The following is a 21,302-nucleotide window of genomic DNA, read 5'->3' on the forward strand; positions in this document are numbered from 1 at the left end:
TTTAAAATTGTTTGAGGAGTTTTTTTATGCTTGTAACAGATACAGCAGAAAGATGGCCGGTATGAAGTATACGGCTATGTTTTTGGCCCCTTCATAATCTTTGGCCATTCGCTGCCCAAAAAGCAACATCAAAAGACTAATGCAAGAAAGAAGACTACCGTAGAAAGCAATTGTAGTTTTTTGGTAAACCACAATTTCTAAAAGCCCAACAGCGCAAAGTATTCCGGCAATCGTTTCAATTACCAATAAGGTAAAAAGCAAAAATGGAACTAAGTTGTGTAATGGAGTTTGTGCAAAGTGTTCTTTCAGCCAACTAACGTTTCCCTTCCAATCGAAAATCTTATCTATACCACTCTGTAAAAAAACGATGATCAAAAATAGCAATAAGAGGATCTGAGCGGAATATTGTTGGATTTCTTCCATGGTCGGGAATTTAAGTTTATATCAAAAATAGCACTAAAACCTTACCGAAGGCTTAAGCGGCCTTTTTGTGCAAAAGGCGGGTCAATTTGATTGAAAGGTCGGTCAAAACAATTTTAGAGTTTCCATTGCGCTCGATGTGATAGATGGCATCTTCCAATTCTTGAACAATGAACAGTATATTGTTCTCGTGAACGAAGGGGGCAAACTTTTCTAAATGAAAGCCATCTACATGAATTTTCATAAAAGCAAGATCCGCGGTATTGAAATTGATGAGCAGGGCCTGCCTCATAACCGCCAGGCAATATTGTAAAAATTTCTTTTGGGTTTCTCGGCCCGTTTTAGATACCTCATCGCTCCATAAAATCAACTCATGAATCGCTGTCTTGTTGCCTTTTGCCTTAAAGGCACTTCTCACCCATTGCACAAACCATTTTTCAAAAACCAAATCTTCTGAATCATTGTTCATGAGGTCGAGGGCCTTATTAAAATTGCCGTCGGATTCATGGGCTATGCGCAGAGCCTCTTCGCGGTTCAGTCCTTTTTCGATTAGGGCATCCGCAATGGCATCTTCAGCCAATCTGGGGAAATGTAGAATTTGGCAACGCGAACGTATGGTCTGAATGATCTGCTCTTCGTCCTCCGCAATGAGAATAAAAACCGTTTTATTGGGCGGCTCTTCTATTAATTTTAAGAGTTTGTTGGCGGCTGCCGTATTCATTTTTTCCGCCATCCAAATCAACATCACCTTATACCCGCCTTCGTAAGATTTAAGGCTTAATTTGCGAACTACGTCTTGGGCTTCATCGACACCAATCTGCCCTTGTTTTTTTTCAATGCCTATGAGCCGGTACCAATCGAAGAGATTTCCATAGGGCTGTTCCAAAACAAATTGGCGCCACTCTGCCATGTAGTGGTCGCTGACGGCATGTGTCTTTACCTTGTCTGAGTTCGAGACGGGAAATGCAAAATGCATATCAGGGTGTGAAACCGATTTAAATTTTAGGTTACAGGCCTGATTGCCCTCGGCATTTTCACCATTGCAATTGCCACAAATGACATATTGCGCATAGGCAATGGCCATTGTCAAGGTGCCCGAACCTTCAGGGCCCACAAAAAGTTGTGCATGGGGTATTCGCCCGGCATCTGAACTGGTCGCTAAATGGCTCTTGATATGAGAGAGGCCTAATATGTCTTTGAACAGCATGGTTCAAATATAGCGTATTTGAGGTAAGTAAAGGCGAACCTACATTTTTCAAGACCGGAAAAACCACTTTGGTTCATGAGGCCATTTTCATTGAAGGCAATCATCGGCCGCGATTGAAACTCTTGTGTTTATGGGCTACCGTTCTTACGTCTTTTTATTTACATTTGCGATTCTCAAAAAACCTTATTCATGAAAACGATAGACGATTTTAATTTTAAAGATAAAAAAGCCCTCATACGCGTAGACTTCAATGTTCCCTTGAACGAAAAATTCGAGGTAACCGATACCAACAGAATCGAAGCCGCTAAACCCACTATAATCAAAGTTCTGGAAGATGGCGGAAGCGCTGTTTTAATGAGTCACTTGGGTAGGCCCAAAGGGCAAAACAACCCGGATCTTTCATTAAAGCATATCGTTAGTAAGGTTTCTGAGATCATAGGTGTTTCAGTAAAATTCGTTCTCGATTGTGTTGGAAAAACTGCTGAAGATGCGGTAGCAGCTTTAAAACCAGGTGAGGTTTTGTTGCTGGAGAATTTAAGGTTCTATGCCGAAGAAGAAAAAGGCGATGAGTCTTTTGCCAAGCAATTGAGTGCATTGGGCGATATCTTTGTTAACGACGCATTTGGTACAGCTCACAGGGCTCATGCCTCAACAACCATAGTTGCGCAGTTTTTTACTGAGAACAAATGTTTCGGTTACCTATTGGCCAAAGAAATTGACGCCATTGAAAAAGTAATGCAAACCGGCGAAAAACCAGTTTTGGCTATTTTGGGCGGGGCTAAGGTTTCATCAAAGATCACCATTATCGAAAACATCTTGGATAAGGTCGACCACCTGATTGTTGGTGGAGGTATGACCTACACTTTTATAAAGGCGCAAGGTGGCAAGGTGGGTGATTCTATTTGTGAAGATGACAAAATGGAACTTGCCCTTGATATTTTAAAACAAGCCGAAGAAAAAGGTGTGAAAGTACATATTCCGGTTGATGTAATTGCTGCCAATGATTTTGCCAATGATGCAGACACTCAAATATCACCGGTAAATGAAATTCCTGACGGATGGCAAGGCCTGGATGCCGGCCCTAAGACTTTGGAGAATTTCAAGGAAGTTATTTTGCAGGCAAAGACCATACTTTGGAACGGACCCGTTGGTGTTTTTGAAATGGAGAACTTTTCAAAGGGTACCATCGCTGTTGGAAACTTTATTGATGAAGCCACAAAAAATGGTGCATTTTCTCTTGTTGGTGGTGGAGATTCAGTTGCCGCGGTCAAGCAATTTGGCTTTGAGAACAAGGTAAGTTATGTTTCTACTGGAGGCGGTGCTATGCTAGAAAGTTTAGAAGGCAAAACCCTACCTGGTATCGCTGCAATAATCGAGTAATAAGTGCGTTATCGGTAAGTGGAGGCGACCGTAATTCTTTGATATTTGTACGGGTAAATTTTATTTATCCGAAAAAAAATGCAATTTTAAAGAGGCTACCAAGTCTAGGTGAAATGGCCTTGCGTATGAGCGCACCTTTTATTTAAGAGCGTTTTTGAAATATGATAGGATCAAGAAAAAGTATGCTGGCATTTTTGGCCGGTTCGCTGTTCTACTTACCGTTGACGGCGCAGCAAAAAGATTCTCTATTAGTCACAGAGAAAGATTCGGTATTGTCAATGGCCCAAGAAGTGGGTAGTGATACATTGGCGATGGATATGAACGGGGTAGAACAGATGGAACAGATGGCTGTTGACTCCAATAGTTTGAAAGATAAAAGCCTGTCTCTTATCATAGATGAGGTCATGAAAAAGTATGACCTACAGGATCAAAGTGATGCTGCCCGCTATGATAGTCTTTGGATGAAGGAGCTTTATGAAAATGCTTCCTTATCAGATGAGATGTATAGAGAAGTGGCCGAACTTGATTATGAAAAGGCCTATCCTACTTCTCTACATACCGATACCTTAAAGGCCCGCTTGGCGAAACTCAACCAAAAAACACCGTTCAATGTTGAGTATAATCCTTCTTTAGAAAATGTGATAAGATCGTTTCTTTTTAGAAAGCGAGACTTGATGGAACGTATGCTTACTGCCAGTCAGTTTTATTTTCCTCTTTTTGAACAAGAACTTGACAATCACGATATTCCCTTAGAGATGAAATACCTCTCTATTGTCGAATCGGCTTTGAACCCAAGGGCGCGTTCGCGTGTGGGGGCAACAGGTCTTTGGCAATTCATGTACGGTACGGGAAGGCAGTACAAACTTAACGTTACCAGTTATGTAGATGAACGTAGCGACCCCATTAAATCTACACAAGCCGCTTGTCAGTTTCTTTCAAAGCTTTATGAGATTTATGGTGATTGGGATTTGGCCTTGGCTGCTTATAACTCCGGCCCCGGTAATGTTAACAAAGCTATTCGCCGCTCAGGAGGGATGAAAAACTATTGGAATATTCGTAGTTTTTTGCCTCGTGAGACGGCAGGGTATGTTCCTGCTTTCTTGGCGACCATGTATCTATTCGAATATGCCGAAGAACATGGCCTTAAAGGTCAAAAAGTAGAAAGGCCTTATTTCGAAACCGATACAATTCATGTAAAGAGCTTGATTACGTTCGAACAGATTTCCGAGTTAGTCGGTGTAAGTAAAGAAGAGTTGCGCTTGTTGAACCCATCCTATAAACTAAACGTGGTGCCTTTTGCAGATAACAAAAAATACGCCCTTCGTTTGCCTAAAGATGCAATAGGAAAGTTTGTTGCAAATGAAGTAGCCATTTACAATCATGTGAAGCAAGAGCTGGAGAGTAAAGAAAGTCCGCTGCCTCAATTGGTCAAGCAAGCTGAAGAGAATAGGGTTCGATACAAGGTGCGAAGTGGCGATTATCTTGGTAAGATTGCCGAAATGTATGGGGTAGGCGTTAGCCAGATAAAACGGTGGAACGGACTTAACAGCAACAGCTTAAGGGTAGGTCAGCGGTTGACTATTTTCCCTAGAAGAATGCCCGGTGCTGCGGCCGCTTCGAGCAGTACTTCAAAGGCCTCTTCGCAATCATTTCCCCCAGGAGCGAAGACCCATACGGTACAAAGTGGAGACTCACTTTGGACCATCTCAAAAAAATATCCTGGAATTACTGTTGAAAATTTACGAAAATGGAACGGTATTAGTGGTAAAAACCTAAAACCAGGCACCAAGCTCAAATTATGTGCTTGCCCATCGTAAATCAAACACAAAATGAAAAAAACCGGAACACTACTTCTACTAACCGCATTTATTTTTTTATGCTGTAAAGATTCTAAAAACACCAATTACCTACCTACTTCAACAGGAGCCATCAATTCGATGGTTGCGGTAGTTGATAATCAATTGTGGCGAGGGCATGTGGGCGATAGTATTCGCAAACATTTTGCAGCACCTATTGTGGGTATGCCCATGGATGAACCGCTTTTCAGCATTGATCAAATCGACCCTAAATTTTTTACGGGATCGATTCGCAACACACGTTCGATTCTTTACGTAACCAAAGATTCACTGAATTTAGCACACATAAAAAAAGATATGTATGCTACACCTCAGCGCGTCGGGGTAATTAAGGGAACCACCGACTCTGAGATTCTAGAGAATCTAGGAGAAAAGGCCGATGATATCATAGACTCTTTTAGAGCTTCGGAAATTTCCGCAGCGCAACAACGGTTTGAGCGTTCATTGAATAAGTCAAGTGTTTTGCAAGATGAATTTGGCATCAGCCTTAAAATACCCTCTATCTACAAAACAGGTAAGCACGAAGATAATTTTGTTTGGATCGACCGAGAAATTCATAAGGGCACAGCAAACATTATTGCTTATACCATGCCTTCAGACAGCTTTAATGACCAAGAAACGCTTATAAAGGATATAGTGGCCATGCGTGACTCAATTGGGGAAAAGTATATACCCGGAACCGATGTGCCCGGAAAAGTCACCTATATGCGCACAGAACCGGCCTATGCACCATTTATTTATCCTGTAGAGATAGCAGGGCTCAAAGGAGTTGAGGTTCGCGGCCTTTGGGATATTAAAAATTACCCAATGGCAGGCCCGTTTTTGACCTATATCTTGAATGATAAAGAAAATGATAGAAAACTTGTCTTGGAAGGATTCGTTTTCGCCCCAGCTACCGAAAAGAGAAATGACATGTTCGAACTCGAGGCCATTTTAAAAACGTTGCGATTGGGCGAAGTAATGAACTAATGATAAAATGTATTGTAAAAAGGAAACGCCCATCTCATCGAGATGGGCGTTTTTAATTATTGAAAGTCTACTTTATACGAATGCGAATCCAGTAGAAAGCCTATAAACAAATGCATAAATAACAACCAGTAATAAAGCGAAACAAAACCATGTATACGCTTTAAAATACTTCTTTAGCAATCTGTAGGTCCAATCTCTGAAAGCTTCTAAGTAGATTTCCTTAACAAGTAACATTTTCCTCATACCTTCAAAATTTAAGTTCTAGTACAAAGTTGAGAACAAAATCAGCTTGAACCTGATAAACTGGATGAACGGTCAATCATTTAGATGCCTGTATGTCAATAGTATTTTAGATCGATTATGTGTGTAAATTACTAGACGTTTGGTTACCTAAGTTTTTCACCTGTTTTGTCGAAAGACCCTCATACTTGCGTTGAAGGCATAAAAAAACCGCTGCTTTTAGGGCAGCGGTTCTTAGTTGTTGGGTTAGCTTTACATTTTGACAATAATGAATTCAGATCTTCTGTTCAGTAAGTGCTCTTCTTCGGTACATCTTACGGTACCGTCACATTGATTGATAAGTCTACTTTCACCGTAACCTGTGGCGCTTTCAATACGTTCAGGATCTATACCTTGCGATATGATATAATCACGGGTCGATTTAGCTCTGTTATCCGACAGGTACTCATTATAGGCCCGACTACCTCTTGAATCGGTATGCGATTCGATCTTAATGACCATACCTGGGTATTCTTTCATTACGCTTACCAGCTTGTTAAGCTCTTTGGCCGCATCTGGTCGAATGTATGATTTGTCGAAATCAAAGTAAATCATCTCTGTTTTGATTTTCTTGATTCCATCTTCCAATGCAATCATCTCTTCAAGTCGTTTCAACGCGACATCCACTTCTACTTTTTCATTATCTAAAGTCGCAATTTCCAATTCGTTATCTACATACTGGTCTTTAACCGTTTTTAGGGTGTATTTCGTTGATCCGTCAAGATCTTCGAATACGAAACTACCGTCATCCTCGGTAATCATCTCTTTAAGCTTGATTCCGTTTTCGTCCAATAGCTGAACTAGTGCCTGTGGCATTAAGTCGCCAGAACTAAGTTCGGTAACCACACCTGCAATCGCATTTTCATTGGCAGGAATTTCTTCAAGTGTAAGTCTTTTGAAAGAATAGATGTCATCGTCACCTTTACCACCTTCTCTGTTCGAGGCGAAATACCCCTGTTGATTTTCATCGTTCACGATATATGAAAAGTCGTCTTTGTTGCTATTGATAGGTTTACCCAAATTTTTAACCTCTTGAAAGCCTAACTCTTCGTCATAAACTGATTCGTACACATCAAGACCGCCTAGGCCTGTGTGACCGTCAGACGAGAAGAACAGTTTATCTCCGTTAAAGTAGGGGAACATTTCTCGGTGTTCGGTATTGATTTCTTTACCTAGATTTCTAGGTTCTGAGAAACTTCCATCCTCTAAAACATCTACTACGAACAAATCTGTTTTACCAAGACTGCCCGGCATGTCGGAAACAAAGTAAAGTTGTTTTCCGTCTGGGCTAAGGGCAGGGTGCCCAGTAGAGTAATTATCGCTGTTAAAAGGAACCTCTTCGGCTACCGACCATTCTTCACCAACTTTAGTGGAGCGATAAATCTTCAAATGGCTAACTCCTTTTTTATCACGCTTAAGTTTTTTACCGTAATTATTACGGGTAAAGTACATTGTTTTGTTATCAGGGCTAAACGTTACGGCAGCCTCATGATATTTAGTGTTGATTTTCTTCGAGAACTTTACCGCGTCGCGAAGATCTTCCGATTCGGCATTCATTTTGGCAACATATAGATCAAGGTAGGGCTGATCGTTCCATTTATAACGCCTGTTGCTAAAGATGGAAGAATCTTTCGCCGAGGCATACACTACTTGTGTAGAATCCATAAACATCGGCGAGAAATCTGAGTATTTGGTGTTAATTGCCAAATTCTTGATTTCATAATCGGCGCCTGATCCTAAAATATTGTCAAGAACAACCTCATTTCCATTGGCAAGTAAATCTCTAGAAGCGGTATTTTCGTCACCCTCTTTTATCTTGCGATTGTACAGACGCATTAGCCTTTTTGAGCGTGCATACTTTCCGGTGCCTTTTAATGAGTGCGAATATTTAAAGATATTGTCGGTAGACATTTCTTTACCATAGTTTTCGTAAAGTACATTGTACCACTCATAAGCCTTTTCCATATTTGTATTGAAATAATAGGCGTCGGCAGCTTTTTGAATGATTTCTTTTGAATAATACTTATCACCTTTTGAAAGCGCTTGTTCGTATAGTTCGGCAGCTTCGGCATACCACATTTTATCGAAGTAGTGGTCGGCCCTTTGAATGAGCTTGGTTTTATTTACATTTTCATGAATGGTTCTTTTCTCGCCTGAAAGAACCTCAGAATCTTCAAATTCATCAATATTCGTAGTGGCTGATTTTTCAAGAGAAGTATTACTATTACCTTCTCCTATAGCAACACTGTTCTCAACCTCTAATATCCACATATCCTTATCATATTTACCTTCCATTTTAGATACGCAGGCATCTACGGCCTCGAGACCGTATGGAAAATATTCTAAATAGATATAGTTAAGTCCGTTGGCCTCATTACTTATAGAACCGGCATTCTCAAAACCTTTTTTCTTAAGTTTTTTAACCGCCTTGGCCAGGTTTTTTGAGTTGCTGAAGACACCCGATATGATATAATATCCGTTTTCAACACCGTTCAAATTGCTAAAACTTCTATAGGCGATATTATTTTTTTCGGCAGCTTCTTCGAAGGTCTCATCGATAGAAATAGGCGTATCGTAAGAAGTGAACATTGACGAACTCGTATCTGCCAATGGCCGGCTTTCAAAGCTCAGGTCTTGTATGTCTTGCGCAACAAGACTTAAGCTACATAACAAAATAAATGAGGTAATAAGCTTTTTCATGATTTGGGATATTAGAAAAATCTAGGGGATTTCAATCTGTTGATTCTCGATATCCATTGATATCGAAGAAAAATTTCGTGGGTTCCTGAGTTATAGTTGTTTAAATCACTAATAGAATAATCATAGGCGTAGCCAAAGTTCAATTGGGGCGAAATCTGTAGTCCGAAAATACCGGCCACTGAATCGTCCCACCTATAGTTAACGCCAAGGTTCAATTTTTCGTATATCAGGAAATTACCGGAAACATCAATAGATACAGGGGCTCCGATAACTTGTTTGGCAAAAATGGATGGTTTGAACTTGAGAGATTCGTTCACATCGAAAACGTAACCCGCAATCAGGTTAATATGCATTTCTTCATCCGATTTTCGCTCAATCTCTCTATCATAATGTTCGGATGGAAATAAATTCGGAACACTTAGACCGAAATAAGCCTTATCGGAATAATAGAAGGCCCCAGCTCCAATAGATGGTAAAACCTTTCCGTTCACATTTTCATTAAATACGTTATCATCTTGGTCCCTTCGAATACCTTTTGAAAAATCAAGGCTGAACAATCGTATACCTGCTTTTAGGCCTAGCCCTAGTCGATGGCCTTTTCGGTTGATAACCAGTTGATGAGCGTAGTTGCCATCGATATAAGTTTCGGTCGATGGACCAAGTTCATCTTGAATTACTGAAAGGCCCAGTCCATCAAACTTACCAACCGGAGTATCTATACCGAACGTTATAGTTTGAGGAGAGCCCTCAATACCCTGCCATTGGCTTCGATAGAGCGAAAGCATGGTCAAATGGCCCCGAGATCCCGCATAACCTGCATTAACGGTCAGTGGGTTATATTGGTATTGCGTATATTGAGGATCTTGTTGCCCGTAAAAGGCAGCTGATGCCAGCATCGCAAACGCTAATATTTTATATTTTCCTTTAACTTTTGTCATATACAATTCTTATCTGCTGATGTACAACCAACCTGATTTAGGGGGTGTACTTCCGTCTCCCAATTCCAAAGTGTAATAATAGGTGCCAACCGGAAGATTATCGTCCGATCCAATAGTTGCATTATTTATAGTCTTACCGTTCCACGTGTTATTATAATTCTGGGCACTGAAAACAGTGGCTCCCCATCTATTGAAAACGGTTAGGCTATTATTCGGATATTGCTCGATACATTCTATGTAGAATATATCATTGGCACCATCTCCATTCGGTGAAATTTCGTTATAGACCGTTAGGCATTCCGATTGTGTGATTTCTGGGGTGGCTTCGGTCCTGTCATTATCGGTGTTTGGGTCTATTTGGTCAACATAAATGAGCTCTGCAATATTGGTATATTGCCCATCTTCGTTAACGGTAACTGTCATTTGAAGAGTAGCTGTTTCCCCAACGGTGATAGAAGGAATTTCCCAAACAGAAATACCCTCGTCATAAGCACCCAAGTCTGCGTTGTGAGACACCATAGTATAACCACCGGGCAGAATATCTTCAATACCCACATTGGTGGCGTCATAAGTGCTATTGTTGGTTACGGTTACTGTAAAGGTGACCGTATCGCCATAAAAGGTCTGCGCTTTATCTACAGCTTTGGTTACTTCTAAATCTACTGTTGGGGCATCTATGGTATAGCTGGCCTCATCGTCTTCACTTTGATCGCCATCATCATTATTAGGGGTAGAGTCTGGGTCAAATTGGTCAGAACCTGTGACCTGTGCAATGTTGGTATATTCATCAAGAGTATTGGTTGGCGCGTTTAGCACTACCTCATATGATACTACTTGTGAACCGACCGGTAAGGATGGTAAATTCCAAGTTATTATATTGCCATTGGCAACTCCGCCGTCATTCACCGATTGAAGCGTAAAGCCTACAGGAAGACTATCTTCTATGGTCACATTGGTGGCCAACCCTGGTCCCACATTCACAATTTCCAATTCAAAAGTGACTGTATCACCAGTGTTAGGTGTTTGTAAAGAAGTGGCACTTAGTCTTTTTTCAAGACTTAAATCAGCTGGAATCAAAACAATTTCAGCATTGTCTTCATCGTCTTCGCTCTGGTCACCATCATCATTATTTGGTGCCGAATCAGGGTCTAGTTGGTCAACGGCAATTACCTGTACCGTATTAAAATATTCACCAGATACATTCGTCGGCACATTAATGGTTACCTCAAAACTTAAGGTTATAGAGCTTCCGTTAGGCACGGTAATACCATTCCATACAATGGTTTGCCCGCTTTGTGTGCCTCCGTTGTTCACTGCGGTAATCGTAAAGCCGTCAGGAACCAAATTTTCTATGGAAACACCAGTTGCGGCATCAACCCCAGTGTTTAGAACCTCGATGTTAAAGGTCAAGGTGTCGCCAGGGTTACCTTCTTCGGGAGTTACCGTATTAATAACTTCTAAATCTGCAGATTGTAATATGAATTCAATAGTATCCTCATCATCTTCACTTTGATCGCCATCATCATTGTTTGGCTCAGAATCAGGGTCATACTGATCCACATTCGTTACTTGAACAATGTTCATATATTCATTGGCCACATTGGTCGGATTGTTAACCGTGACTTCAAACGAAACGGAAGATGTAGTACCGGATGGTATAGTGAAACCTGACCAATCAATGGTATTGCCGCTGATAACTCCGCTGTCATTAGCATTCAAAATAGTGAAACCGACAGGAACCAAATTTTGCAAGGAAACATTGGTAGCTTCATCTGGGCCATTGTTTGTTAGATCAATAGTCAAGGTGACAGTATCACCAGGGTTTCCGCTTGGCTGAGAAAGATTGATGCTTATCTCTAAGTCGGCCACTTGGGGAGTTATAGAAGCAGAAGCCTCATCATCTTCACTTTGATCACCATCATCGTTATTGGGCGTAGAATCGCTATCGTAATTGGCCGCGCTCGATACTTGGGCAACATTTATATATTCGTTGGCCGCGCCCGTTGGGGCATTGACCGTGGCGGTAATGTCAATGGACACTGAACTTCCGTTGCTTAAGGCAGGTAACGTCCAATTACCGGTAGGTATATCATAAGTTCCGTTGGTTGCACTTCCAGAATCAGCTACACAAGTAAAACCTACTGGTAACAAATCATTCACTATCGTACCGCCCATGTCATCACTTGGCCCATCGTTATAAGCGGTCAAGGTAAACGTAACCGTATCGCCAACATTTGGGGTAGAATTATCTACAGTTTTCTCAAGTCTAATATCAGAAGTAGCCTGAACAATAATGGTTACGCTATCGGAATTTTGACAAGAATTTCCATCGGTACCTACCACAGTATAGGTGGTAGTGGTTAAAGGGTATACGGTATCGCCATCGGTTACGCCGTTATCCCAAGTATAGCTAGTTGCGCCAGACCCAGTTAGCGTAACTGGCTCGCCTGCATTTATTGTGGTGGTAGTGGCATTGGCAACTACATTGGGTAGCGGCTGAATAGTTAGGGTAACTGCAGTTCTATTAAAACTGGTACAAGATGTTGTGTTATCCCTACTTTCGGCATAATAAGTAATACTGCCTACCGTATTTAAACTTGGGTCGGCAACTACATTTCCTGCGGAGGCGGCATCATACCATACAATACTTGAACCAGCTGGGGCAGTTGCGGTTGCGGTAAGTGTTTGGGTTGGGTTTGCATCACACTGTGTTTGGTCTCCTCCACTTACTGGATCGGCGGGAGTTGCCTCAATGGTAAGAACAACAGGTGTCCTTGTGCTACTCACACAATTAGTTACATTTTCCCTGCTCTCGGCAAAGTAAGTAACGGTTCCTACTGTACTTAAAGATGGATCGGCGACCACATTTCCGCCAGTTGCGGCATCATACCATATGACAACGGCATTTGCTGGAGGTGTAGCGGTAGCTGTTATAGTTTGAATAGGGTTTTGCTCACATTCCGTAATATCCCCTCCACTAATTGGAGCGTCTACAATCGGACAGCTACAGTCGGGAGCCGCCACATTCAAAGTTTGAGTACATGTATTAGGTGCGGTAACGGTCAATGTTATATCATTACCGGCAGTAATACCGGAGATTGTCCAATTATTGCCTCCATTATCCGTTACTGTTCCTTCCGTTGAGGTTACGGTACCCTCGCTAACGCTTACAGAAACTTCATAAGTTAGAAGGTCAGGAGCACAGGTAGCTGCTGAAGCAATTGAAATATCAGGTGTATCCTCTATGGTTAGTGAAACCGGAGTTCTATTAAGACTTGTACAACCCGTGGTGTTATCATTACTTTCGGCATAATAGGTAATGGAGCCAACAGAGTTTAATGTTGGGCTAGCAACTATATTTCCGCCGGATGCGGCATCATACCAAACCACACTTGAATTAGCTGGAGCCGTTGCGGCCGCCGTTAAGGTTTGAATAGGGTTTTGTTCACATTGTGTTTGGTCGCCACTGCTGATTGGAGCCGCGGGAGCCGGATTAATTGTAAGTGAAACGGCAGTTCTTGATAGACTAGTGCACGAGGTCGTATTGTCACTGCTTTCAGCATAGTAGGTAATGGTTCCCACTGAGCTTAGTGTCGGGGTTCCGACAATATTTCCACCGGTGGCAGCATCGTACCAAACCACACTTGATCCAGCGGGCGCTGTTGCCGTAGCCGTCAAAGTCTGTATCGGGCTCTGTTCACATTGAATTTGATCGCCACCGCTGATAGGGGCGTTCGGCGCAGCCTCAATGGTCAAGGTTACAGGCGTTCTGGTGCTGCTTACACAATTAGTCACATTTTCTCTGCTCTCGGCATAGTAAGTAACGGTTCCAACTGCATTTAACGTTGGGCTTGATACTACATTTCCACCAGATGCAGCATCATACCATATTACGGTAGAATTTGCAGGAGGAGTAGCGGTAGCGGTGAGTGTTTGAACCGGATTTTGCTCACATTGTGTTTGGTCTCCCCCACTTGTAGGAGCATTAACTACTGGACAGCTACAATCGGGAGCTGTTACATTTAAAGTCTGAGTACATGTGTTCGGTGCGGTAACGGTCAATGTTATATCATTACCGGCAGTGATACCGGAGATTGTCCAGTTATTGCCTCCATTATCCGTTACTGTTCCTTCCGTTGAGGTTACGGTACCCTCACTGACGTTTACACTAACATCATAAGTCAAAAGATCGGCCGAGCAAGAAGGTCCTGATGCAATCGAAATATCTGGTGTGTCTTGTATTGTCAAGGTTACAGGAGTACGGTTTTCGCTAACACAACCCGTAGTGGCGTTTTCACTTTCGGCATAATAGGTAATAGTTCCAACGGAGCTTAATGTTGGGCTTGCAACAGTATTTCCACCAGTTGAGGCATCGTACCATATAACATTTGAACCTGCAGGGGCTGTTGCCGTGGCGGTCAATGTTTGAATCGGATTTTGCTCACATTGTGTCTGGTCTCCCCCACTTGCAGGTGCGGCAGGATTTGGCTCAATCGTCAGTGTAACCGCGGCACGAGAAAGGCTGACGCACGAAGTCGTATTGTCCCTGCTTTCTGCATAATAAGTAATCGTTCCTATTGAACTTAAGGTGGGGCTTCCGACGGCATTGCCTCCGGTAGCAGCATCATACCATACAATGCTAGAACCTGCAGGGGCAGTAGCCGTGGCCGTTAGAGTCTGAATCGGGTTTTGTTCGCATTGAGTTTGGTCTCCTCCACTTGTTGGGGCGACTGGAGCGGCCTCAATGGTTAAAGTAACTGGTGTTCTTGTAGAACTGGTACAACCATTCACGTTATCTACACTTTCAGCATAATAAGTAATGGTTCCCACTGAATTTAGTTCAGGATTGGCCACCGTATTTCCGTTGGTTGCAGCATCGTACCATACAATACTTGATCCTGCAGGGGGTGTTGCGGTAGCGGTCAAAGTCTGTACTGGGCTCTGCTCACATTGTATTTGATCTCCTCCACTTGTAGGGGCATCGACCGTCGGACAGGCACAGTTGGGTGCGTTTATGGCCAGAGTTTCGAAACAAGAGTTCGAATCTGTTACTGTAACAGTAATATCGGTACCGGATGGTATTGACGAAATAGTCCAGTTATTTCCTCCGTTGTCGGTTACTGTTCCTGCCGATGAGGTTACTGTACCCCTATCAACATCGACTGAAACAGCATAAGTTGTTAGGTCTGCCGAACAAGTTTGAGAGCTCGGAGTTACGGCAATAGTAGGCCTAGAATACATGGTAAGTGTTACTGGTGTTCGAGTTTCACTTACACATCCGCTAGAAGATGTTCTACTTTCAGCGTAGTAGGTCACAGTGCCTACAGAATTCAGAATGGGGCTGGCCACTGTATTTCCGCCGTTAGCAGCGTCGTACCAAATAACTGTTGCTCCGGCAGGCGCTGTAGCGGAAGCGGTCATTGTTTGAGTCGGACTATCCTCGCATTCTGTTTGGTCACCCCCACTTGTGGGTGCTGCTGGTATTGCCTCAATAGTCAAAGTTACCGGAGTTCTCGTAAAACTCGCACAACTTGTAGAATTGTCTTGACTTTCTGCATAGTAGGTTACTGTTCCAACGGAACTTAATGTTGGGCTTGCCACCGTATTTCCGCCGGAAGCTGCATCGTACCAAACAATGCTTGAACCCGCAGGGGCGGTAGCTGTGGCTGTTAATGTTTGAATCGGATTTTGTTCACATTGGGTTTGGTCGCCCCCACTTGTTGGAGCTGAGGGAGCAGGCTCAATAGTTAAGGTAACTGCGGTTCTCGAATCGCTGGTACATCCAGAACTGATATTTGAACTTTCGGCATAATAGGTTACTGTTCCAACGGAACTTAATGTTGGGCTTGCTACCGTATTTCCGCCAGAGGCGGCATCGTACCAAACAATACTCGACCCGGCAGGTGCGGTAGCGGAAGCTGTTAATGTCTGAATCGGATTTTGTTCACATTGTGTTTGGTCGCCACCACTTGTTGGAGCGGCAGGAATAGCTTCAATGGTAAGGCTGACCGCAGTTCTGGTAAGACTGGTACAGCCGGTACCGCTATCAACACTTTCGGCATAATAGGTAATGGTTCCAACAGAGCTTAAGGTTGGGCTGGCAACCATATTTCCGCCAGAGTCGGCATCATACCAAACAATACTTGATCCCGCAGGTGCGGTAGCCGTAGCTGTTAATGTTTGAATGGGATTTTGCTCGCATTGTACTTGATCTCCACCGCTCGTAGGTGCAACCGGAGCTGGATTCACTGTAAGGGTAACCGCATTTGAGGTTGCATCTCCGCAAGTGGCCGATATACTTGAAGCTACCAATCTGTATTGTGATCCGTTCAAAGTATTCGAAACACTTGAAACGGTCAAAGTGTTTGTTGTTGTATTGCTATAGGGAACTGCCTCTGTCAAATCATTCCACGTGCTACCGTCGAATGACTGCCATTGATAACTGGAAGCATCTGTCGCAGTAGCAGTAAAAGTTGCGGTGTCGCCCTCGCAGGCAGTTTGGTCAGATGGCTGAGAAGTTATAGAAGGGGGGTTATGCACGATAATGTTCAGCTGTGCCCTTGGACCTTCACAATTCGCCGATGAAACGGTCTGTGATACCCAATAGGAGGTCGTTCCAGCACTTGCTGTACTTGGCACTGTTGTGCCTGGTATCACGTTACCTCCGGTAGGAGCATCGTACCAAGTAGGATTGCTGCCTGATTGAATATAGCTATCCAGTTGTTGAGCAGTATCACCGATACAGTAGTCAACATTGTTTTGTGTTAAAGTAGGAGCAACAGGTATGCTGTAAACCACGACATCAATCTGAGTTCTTTCACTCTCACAAAAGGTGTCATCATCTACTTGGCTCACATAGTATGAAGTGGTTCCTGCAGTTGCCGTGCTTGGTGTCGGCGCTGTACTGCTGGGCGTTCCTCCGGTTGCCACAGTGTACCATTGTAATGTGTGATCAGATAAAGCTGTTGCCGTTAAAGGGCTCGCCGTATCACCGACACAGTATTCTACTGGCGAATCGGCGACCGGTGCAGATGGCCTTGGAATTTGATAAAGGTTAATTGATAAAAAGTCTTCACTAGAACAACCGTTAGAGTTCTGTGAGTAAACCAAGAAATTTCTAAAAAAATCGGCACTTGCAGGAGGCGTATATGTTGTGGTGTTCGAAGCCACCAAATTTCCAGAGTCATCATACCAATTGGCGGTTTCACCAGCAGCCGTATCTACTGTTACGGTCATGGTCGGAACCTCTTCACCTTCACAATATATATACTCATCTGTGCCTGAGGGGGGGTCAACATCGTTGACTACTGTGATGTTGAAAGATCTTTCTGAGAAATTACCGGCAGCATCACGTACCGTATATTCTATGGTAGTGGTACCGACATCAAATTGGTCGCCACTATTTAGACCTGTTCCATCACTTCTAAAAATGATATAGTCAGCCAGCTCACAATCAGTATTGTTGATGTTGGTTACGATTGTACCGGGAATTAAAAGGTCATCAAGATAGGCGTCAATACCAGCGCCCACAGGTCTATCAGAAGAGTACCTGATTCTAAGCTGATAGTTTCCCGTTAGGTTGAAGGGTATAATTTCCTGCTGTAAGTTAGTGTCAGAATAGCTTTCTGTATAATAATCGGAAATAATCTCATTTCCGTTTTCATCCAAAATATCTAGATGAATAACGGGATCGTTGTTTATTGTAGAAACAAAATGTGAGAATGTAATTTCCCCATATCCATTAAAATAAAATACGGGGGTCGTCATAAAACCGGTAAAGTTAAATCGACTAGATAGGTTATTCGTTGTAAAATTTCTTGTGCCGTTAACCTCCCCATTGTTACTGATGTTACTTCGTGTAAAGGTGTAACATTGGTTGATGGCCGATTCGAAATCTTGGAGTACTGGAGCTTCGCCCTCTCCCGCAGGACAGTTGTCAGACGCGGTTGGGTATGCCCATGTATGTGGTACGGTACAAGTGTTTGGGTCGGCATTTAACGTTACGTCACTTGGAAATGTGTCGAATACCGGGTCTTCTTCATCTTCTACCGTTACATTAAAAGTACAGACAGAAACATTTCCTGAGGCATCTTCAGCCCTATAGATGACAGCTGTCGTACCGGGTAAAAACCAATCGCCCGGGCTATAATTGCTGGTCACACTAACCGCGTCGGCAGAGGCCGTAGGGGGTGTCCAAGTTACCATTGCCCCACAAACTCCGGGAGTGTATGACATAGAGACATCGTTTGGCGGACAGTTGGTAAAGGTAGGTGGTAGGGTTGTGTTATATGAATTCGATGCCCGATCAACTTTAGCAGATGGGGGTGAAACTTTAGGATTCTCTTCGGGGGAGAAACTTGTAAAGCTTGCCATTATTGAGAAAGCAATGAACAATCTTAGTAAGCTTTGCATAAGTGATATAGAACTTGGTTGATGGGCTCTGGCATCGCAAAAAATGCCGGTCGGGCACACCATATTATTATTTACTATACAACGCAAAGGTGACCAAAACCATATCTGTGGTCGATTTAATGTTGTGAAACCGGGGCGTTTTGTAGTGTAATAAGGGATATGTTGATGGCAAGTGCACATACCATCAGGCATAATTAGAATGCCGTTTTAGAGGAAAATGTAGGAATCACCGACAAGAGAATACCGAATGGTTTCTTGCGATGTAGGAGTTTTTCTAAATAAAAAAACCCTTGGAGTTATAAACTCAAGGGCTGTACTATCGAAGGTATATAAATACTACTCTTTCTTATCCTCTAATTGCTCGTCTTCTTTAGAAGCATCTTTGAATTCTTTGATCCCGCTTCCTAGACCACGCATTAGTTCGGGTATTTTTTTACCTCCGAACAATAATAGAACCACCAACACTACGATGGCGATTTGCCACGGCCCAATGGCCAAGAAAATCTGTAAAGCTGTCATAATCTCGAATTAATTGAATAACAAATGTAATCAAAAATTAGCAATGCCCGTGTTAATGTTATCTTCAGATTTCAAATTTGTAAAATGAAAACCTTGTGCACAAAATTTAAGCAGGCCATAAATTTTATCTTCAAGAGGCTGAGTGTATGCTTCCATGCGTATATTTGTGTACCATGGCCAAAAAGACAAAGAAAAGAAAGGAAATTAAACGAAAACTGCTTCACAAGTATCGTTTGGTTATTCTTAACGAAAGTACTTTTGAAGAGAAAATCTCTTTTAAGCTTAGCAGATTAAATGTTTTTGTTACTGGGTCACTTTGTATCATCGGTCTTATCGCGTTGACGACACTTTTGATTGCATTTACACCCTTGAGAGAGTATATACCAGGCTATTCTTCTACCCGCTTGAAAAAGCAAGCTACTGATTTGACATACAAAACGGACTCTTTGGTGGCCAACTTAAATAATACCAATAGGTATTTAGAGAATATTCGCAAAGTTCTTATTGGCGATTTAGAAAGTGGAGAAGTCAATTTAGACTCTTTGAGGGAACAGTTCAAACTGGATCCTTCGAGTATAGATTTGACCCCTATCAGGGAAGATTCAGTTTTGAGGGCAGAAGTCGCCTTAGAGGATAAGTACAACCTTTTTGAGCGTAATACTACAGGGACTGATATGATACTATTTCCGCCGTTAAATGGAGAAATATCGCAAGGGTTCAATCTAGACCAAAAACATTTTGCGGTCGATGTAACTGCTCCTACGGATACACCTGTAAAAGCGGTTGCCAATGGCACTGTTATTTTTGCCGAGTGGACAGCAGATACAGGTTATGTGATTATTTTGGAACATAAAGACGGACTGTTAAGTGTTTATAAGCACAACGGGTCGCTGAGCAAGTCTCAAGGGGAAGTAGTACGTGCCGGCGAGGTCATTGCATCGGTAGGTAATACCGGCGAGTTATCAACCGGTCCTCACCTTCATTTCGAACTCTGGAACAACGGAAATACTGTAAACCCAATGGATTATATCGATTTTTAAAACAATCGGTATATTTTAATCTATTAAACTTCACGCCTAGTTCATGTCTATAAAATCTTTTGCAGCAAAGTTATTTGCAAAATATATCGCCAAACAAACGGCACAATGGAGAGATAACCCAATTGAGACCCAGAAGCGAGTCTTTCGGCAGTTGATTGAAAAGGCAAAACTTACCCAATTTGGGCAAGAGCACGATTTCGGTTCGATTACTAATCATTCAGATTTTGTTAAGAAGGTACCCATTCGAGATTATGAGGAGTTAAAACCTTATGTTGAGAAGGTGGTCGCGGGCGAAGAAAACATTCTTTGGCCAGACAAGCCGATTTATTTTGCCAAAACTTCTGGAACCACATCTGGGGCGAAGTATATACCGATTTCAAAGACTTCTATCAAGCATCAGGTCAAAGCATCTAGAAATGCGATTCTTAATTATATTCACGAAACAGGTAATTCCGACTTTGTTGACGGTAAAATGATTTTTCTACAAGGAAGTCCTGAGTTACATGAAAAAAATGGAATCAAGCTCGGTCGATTATCGGGTATCTCAGCACACTATGTGCCGAACTACCTACAAAAAAATCGACTTCCCAGTTGGAAAACAAATTGCATAGAAGATTGGGAAACAAAGGTCGATACAATCGTTGAGGAAACCATGCTCGAGGATATGACGGTAATTGCCGGTATACCCTCTTGGGTACAAATGTATTTCGAGCGACTTCAAATTAAATCGGGCAAGAAAGTAGGCTCACTTTTTCCCAACTTTCAACTTTTTATATATGGTGGGGTGAACTATGAGCCATATCGGGCGAAATTCGAGTCTCTGATCGGAAGAAAAGTGGATAGTATAGAACTCTTTCCTGCAAGTGAAGGCTTCTTTGCCTATCAAGATTCACAAAAAGATAAGGGAATGCTTCTACTTCTTGATTCAGGCATTTTTTACGAGTTCGTTCGGGCAGATGAATTTTTTAATGAGAACGCTGAGCGGTGTACGCTAGAGAAAGTTGAAATAGGCGTTAATTATGTAATGATTATATCTTCAGATGCCGGTCTGTGGGCCTATAATCTGGGAGATACCGTTCAGTTTATTTCTCTTGAACCTTTTAAGATTATTGTCTCAGGAAGGATAAAACATTTTATATCCGCTTTCGGGGAGCACGTCATTGCCAAGGAGGTTGAAGAAGCGATGAACCAGGCCATAGCCGGTACCGATGCTCGAATCAACGAATTTACTGTTGCGCCCCAAATTGTACCTGAGGAAAATGAGCTTCCTTACCACGAATGGCTGGTAGAGTTTGAAAAGAAACCTTCAGATATGACCCAATTCATTTCCATACTGGACCAAAGCTTACAAAAGCAAAACAGTTATTATTTTGATTTGATGGATGGTAACATACTTCAAACATTAAAGGTAACAAGTATAAAACCTGGGGGCTTTAATGATTTTATGAAAAGCCGAGGTAAGCTAGGTGGGCAAAACAAGGTACAGCGCTTGGCAAATGACAGGTCTATTGCTGATCTACTTCAAACTTTTAAAGAAATATAATACCAAGTAGAATAAAAATTTAAGAACCTCGTTCTTATC

At 42.4% G+C, this 21,302-nt stretch carries 13 protein-coding genes; 6 read left to right on the plus strand and 7 right to left on the minus strand.

The window, feature by feature from the left end; translation table 11 throughout:
* Window positions 1-24: 24 nt before the first annotated feature.
* Both D1013_RS01085 and D1013_RS01090 read right to left on the minus strand, forming a co-directional pair.
* Window positions 25-423: a DoxX family membrane protein gene (locus D1013_RS01085; protein ID WP_121847125.1), complete on the minus strand. Its 399-nt coding sequence runs from the start codon at window positions 421-423 to the stop codon at window positions 25-27.
* 52 nt (window positions 424-475) lie between these two features.
* Window positions 476-1,627 (minus strand): DNA polymerase III subunit, encoded by a 1,152-nt coding sequence (locus D1013_RS01090; protein WP_121847126.1) that lies wholly within the window; start codon window positions 1,625-1,627, stop codon window positions 476-478.
* A gap of 189 nt (window positions 1,628-1,816) precedes the next feature.
* On the opposite strand from D1013_RS01090, the gene D1013_RS01095 reads away from it, so the two are divergent.
* From D1013_RS01095 to D1013_RS01105, 3 genes are all read left to right on the plus strand, one after another.
* The gene (locus D1013_RS01095) at window positions 1,817-3,007 is read left to right on the plus strand and encodes a phosphoglycerate kinase (protein ID WP_121847127.1); all 1,191 of its coding nucleotides are present in this window, start codon (window positions 1,817-1,819) and stop codon (window positions 3,005-3,007) included.
* Between the two features lie 161 nt (window positions 3,008-3,168).
* Window positions 3,169-4,824: a lytic transglycosylase domain-containing protein gene (locus tag D1013_RS01100; RefSeq protein ID WP_225621380.1), complete on the plus strand. Its 1,656-nt coding sequence runs from the start codon at window positions 3,169-3,171 to the stop codon at window positions 4,822-4,824.
* Window positions 4,825-4,836: 12 nt separating this feature from the next.
* Window positions 4,837-5,832, plus strand: coding sequence for a DUF4837 family protein (locus D1013_RS01105; RefSeq protein ID WP_121847128.1), 996 nt, complete (start codon window positions 4,837-4,839; stop codon window positions 5,830-5,832).
* A gap of 72 nt (window positions 5,833-5,904) precedes the next feature.
* Here D1013_RS01105 and D1013_RS20615 read toward each other — a convergent pair whose 3' ends face one another.
* The 4 genes from D1013_RS20615 to D1013_RS01120 all read right to left on the minus strand — a co-directional run bounded on the left by D1013_RS20615 (window position 5,905) and on the right by D1013_RS01120 (window position 17,984).
* Window positions 5,905-6,075, minus strand: coding sequence for a DUF6747 family protein (locus tag D1013_RS20615; RefSeq protein WP_317125487.1), 171 nt, complete (start codon window positions 6,073-6,075; stop codon window positions 5,905-5,907).
* 249 nt (window positions 6,076-6,324) lie between these two features.
* A complete protein-coding gene (locus D1013_RS01110; RefSeq protein ID WP_225621379.1) occupies window positions 6,325-8,811 on the minus strand; it encodes an OmpA family protein in 2,487 nt (828 codons plus the stop codon).
* An 11-nt stretch (window positions 8,812-8,822) separates the two neighbouring features.
* Complete coding sequence (locus tag D1013_RS01115; RefSeq protein ID WP_225621378.1) at window positions 8,823-9,749, minus strand: PorP/SprF family type IX secretion system membrane protein; 927 nt, start codon at window positions 9,747-9,749, stop codon at window positions 8,823-8,825.
* 9 nt (window positions 9,750-9,758) lie between these two features.
* On the minus strand, window positions 9,759-17,984 hold the full coding sequence (locus D1013_RS01120) for an Ig-like domain-containing protein (protein ID WP_240467924.1): 8,226 nt from the start codon (window positions 17,982-17,984) through the stop codon (window positions 9,759-9,761).
* Between D1013_RS01120 and D1013_RS20480 the strand changes: the two genes are divergently transcribed.
* Window positions 17,974-18,183, plus strand: coding sequence for a hypothetical protein (locus D1013_RS20480; RefSeq protein WP_240467925.1), 210 nt, complete (start codon window positions 17,974-17,976; stop codon window positions 18,181-18,183). The two genes, D1013_RS01120 and D1013_RS20480, sit on opposite strands and share 11 nt — an antisense overlap.
* A 314-nt stretch (window positions 18,184-18,497) precedes the next feature.
* Here the strand turns inward: D1013_RS20480 and tatA are convergent, their stop codons facing one another.
* On the minus strand, window positions 18,498-18,680 hold the full coding sequence (tatA, locus tag D1013_RS01125) for a twin-arginine translocase TatA/TatE family subunit (RefSeq protein ID WP_121847130.1): 183 nt from the start codon (window positions 18,678-18,680) through the stop codon (window positions 18,498-18,500).
* Window positions 18,681-18,853: 173 nt separating this feature from the next.
* Between tatA and D1013_RS01130 the strand changes: the two genes are divergently transcribed.
* Together D1013_RS01130 and D1013_RS01135 are read left to right on the plus strand one after the other, a co-directional pair.
* Window positions 18,854-19,720, plus strand: a complete 867-nt coding sequence (locus tag D1013_RS01130) for a M23 family metallopeptidase (RefSeq protein ID WP_121847131.1) — start codon at window positions 18,854-18,856, stop codon at window positions 19,718-19,720.
* Between the two features lie 43 nt (window positions 19,721-19,763).
* Window positions 19,764-21,263 carry a GH3 auxin-responsive promoter family protein gene (locus D1013_RS01135; protein ID WP_121847132.1) on the plus strand — a complete coding sequence of 500 codons (1,500 nt, stop codon included), beginning with the start codon at window positions 19,764-19,766 and terminating at the stop codon, window positions 21,261-21,263.
* The last annotated feature ends 39 nt before the right edge of the window (window positions 21,264-21,302 follow it).

It is taken from the genome of Euzebyella marina (assembly GCF_003687485.1).
Classification (GTDB): Bacteria; Bacteroidota; Bacteroidia; order Flavobacteriales; family Flavobacteriaceae; genus Euzebyella; species Euzebyella marina.

Coding starts and splice junctions, on each gene's coding strand:
- D1013_RS01085 (WP_121847125.1), bottom strand. CDS start 423: ATGGAAGAAATCCAACAATATTCCGCTCAGATCCTCTTATTGCTATTT.
- D1013_RS01090 (WP_121847126.1), bottom strand. CDS start 1,627: ATGCTGTTCAAAGACATATTAGGCCTCTCTCATATCAAGAGCCATTTA.
- D1013_RS01095 (WP_121847127.1), top strand. CDS start 1,817: ATGAAAACGATAGACGATTTTAATTTTAAAGATAAAAAAGCCCTCATA.
- D1013_RS01100 (WP_225621380.1), top strand. CDS start 3,169: ATGATAGGATCAAGAAAAAGTATGCTGGCATTTTTGGCCGGTTCGCTG.
- D1013_RS01105 (WP_121847128.1), top strand. CDS start 4,837: ATGAAAAAAACCGGAACACTACTTCTACTAACCGCATTTATTTTTTTA.
- D1013_RS20615 (WP_317125487.1), bottom strand. CDS start 6,075: ATGAGGAAAATGTTACTTGTTAAGGAAATCTACTTAGAAGCTTTCAGA.
- D1013_RS01110 (WP_225621379.1), bottom strand. CDS start 8,811: ATGAAAAAGCTTATTACCTCATTTATTTTGTTATGTAGCTTAAGTCTT.
- D1013_RS01115 (WP_225621378.1), bottom strand. CDS start 9,749: ATGACAAAAGTTAAAGGAAAATATAAAATATTAGCGTTTGCGATGCTG.
- D1013_RS01120 (WP_240467924.1), bottom strand. CDS start 17,984: ATGTCATACACTCCCGGAGTTTGTGGGGCAATGGTAACTTGGACACCC.
- tatA (WP_121847130.1), bottom strand. CDS start 18,680: ATGACAGCTTTACAGATTTTCTTGGCCATTGGGCCGTGGCAAATCGCC.
- D1013_RS01130 (WP_121847131.1), top strand. CDS start 18,854: ATGGCCAAAAAGACAAAGAAAAGAAAGGAAATTAAACGAAAACTGCTT.
- D1013_RS01135 (WP_121847132.1), top strand. CDS start 19,764: ATGTCTATAAAATCTTTTGCAGCAAAGTTATTTGCAAAATATATCGCC.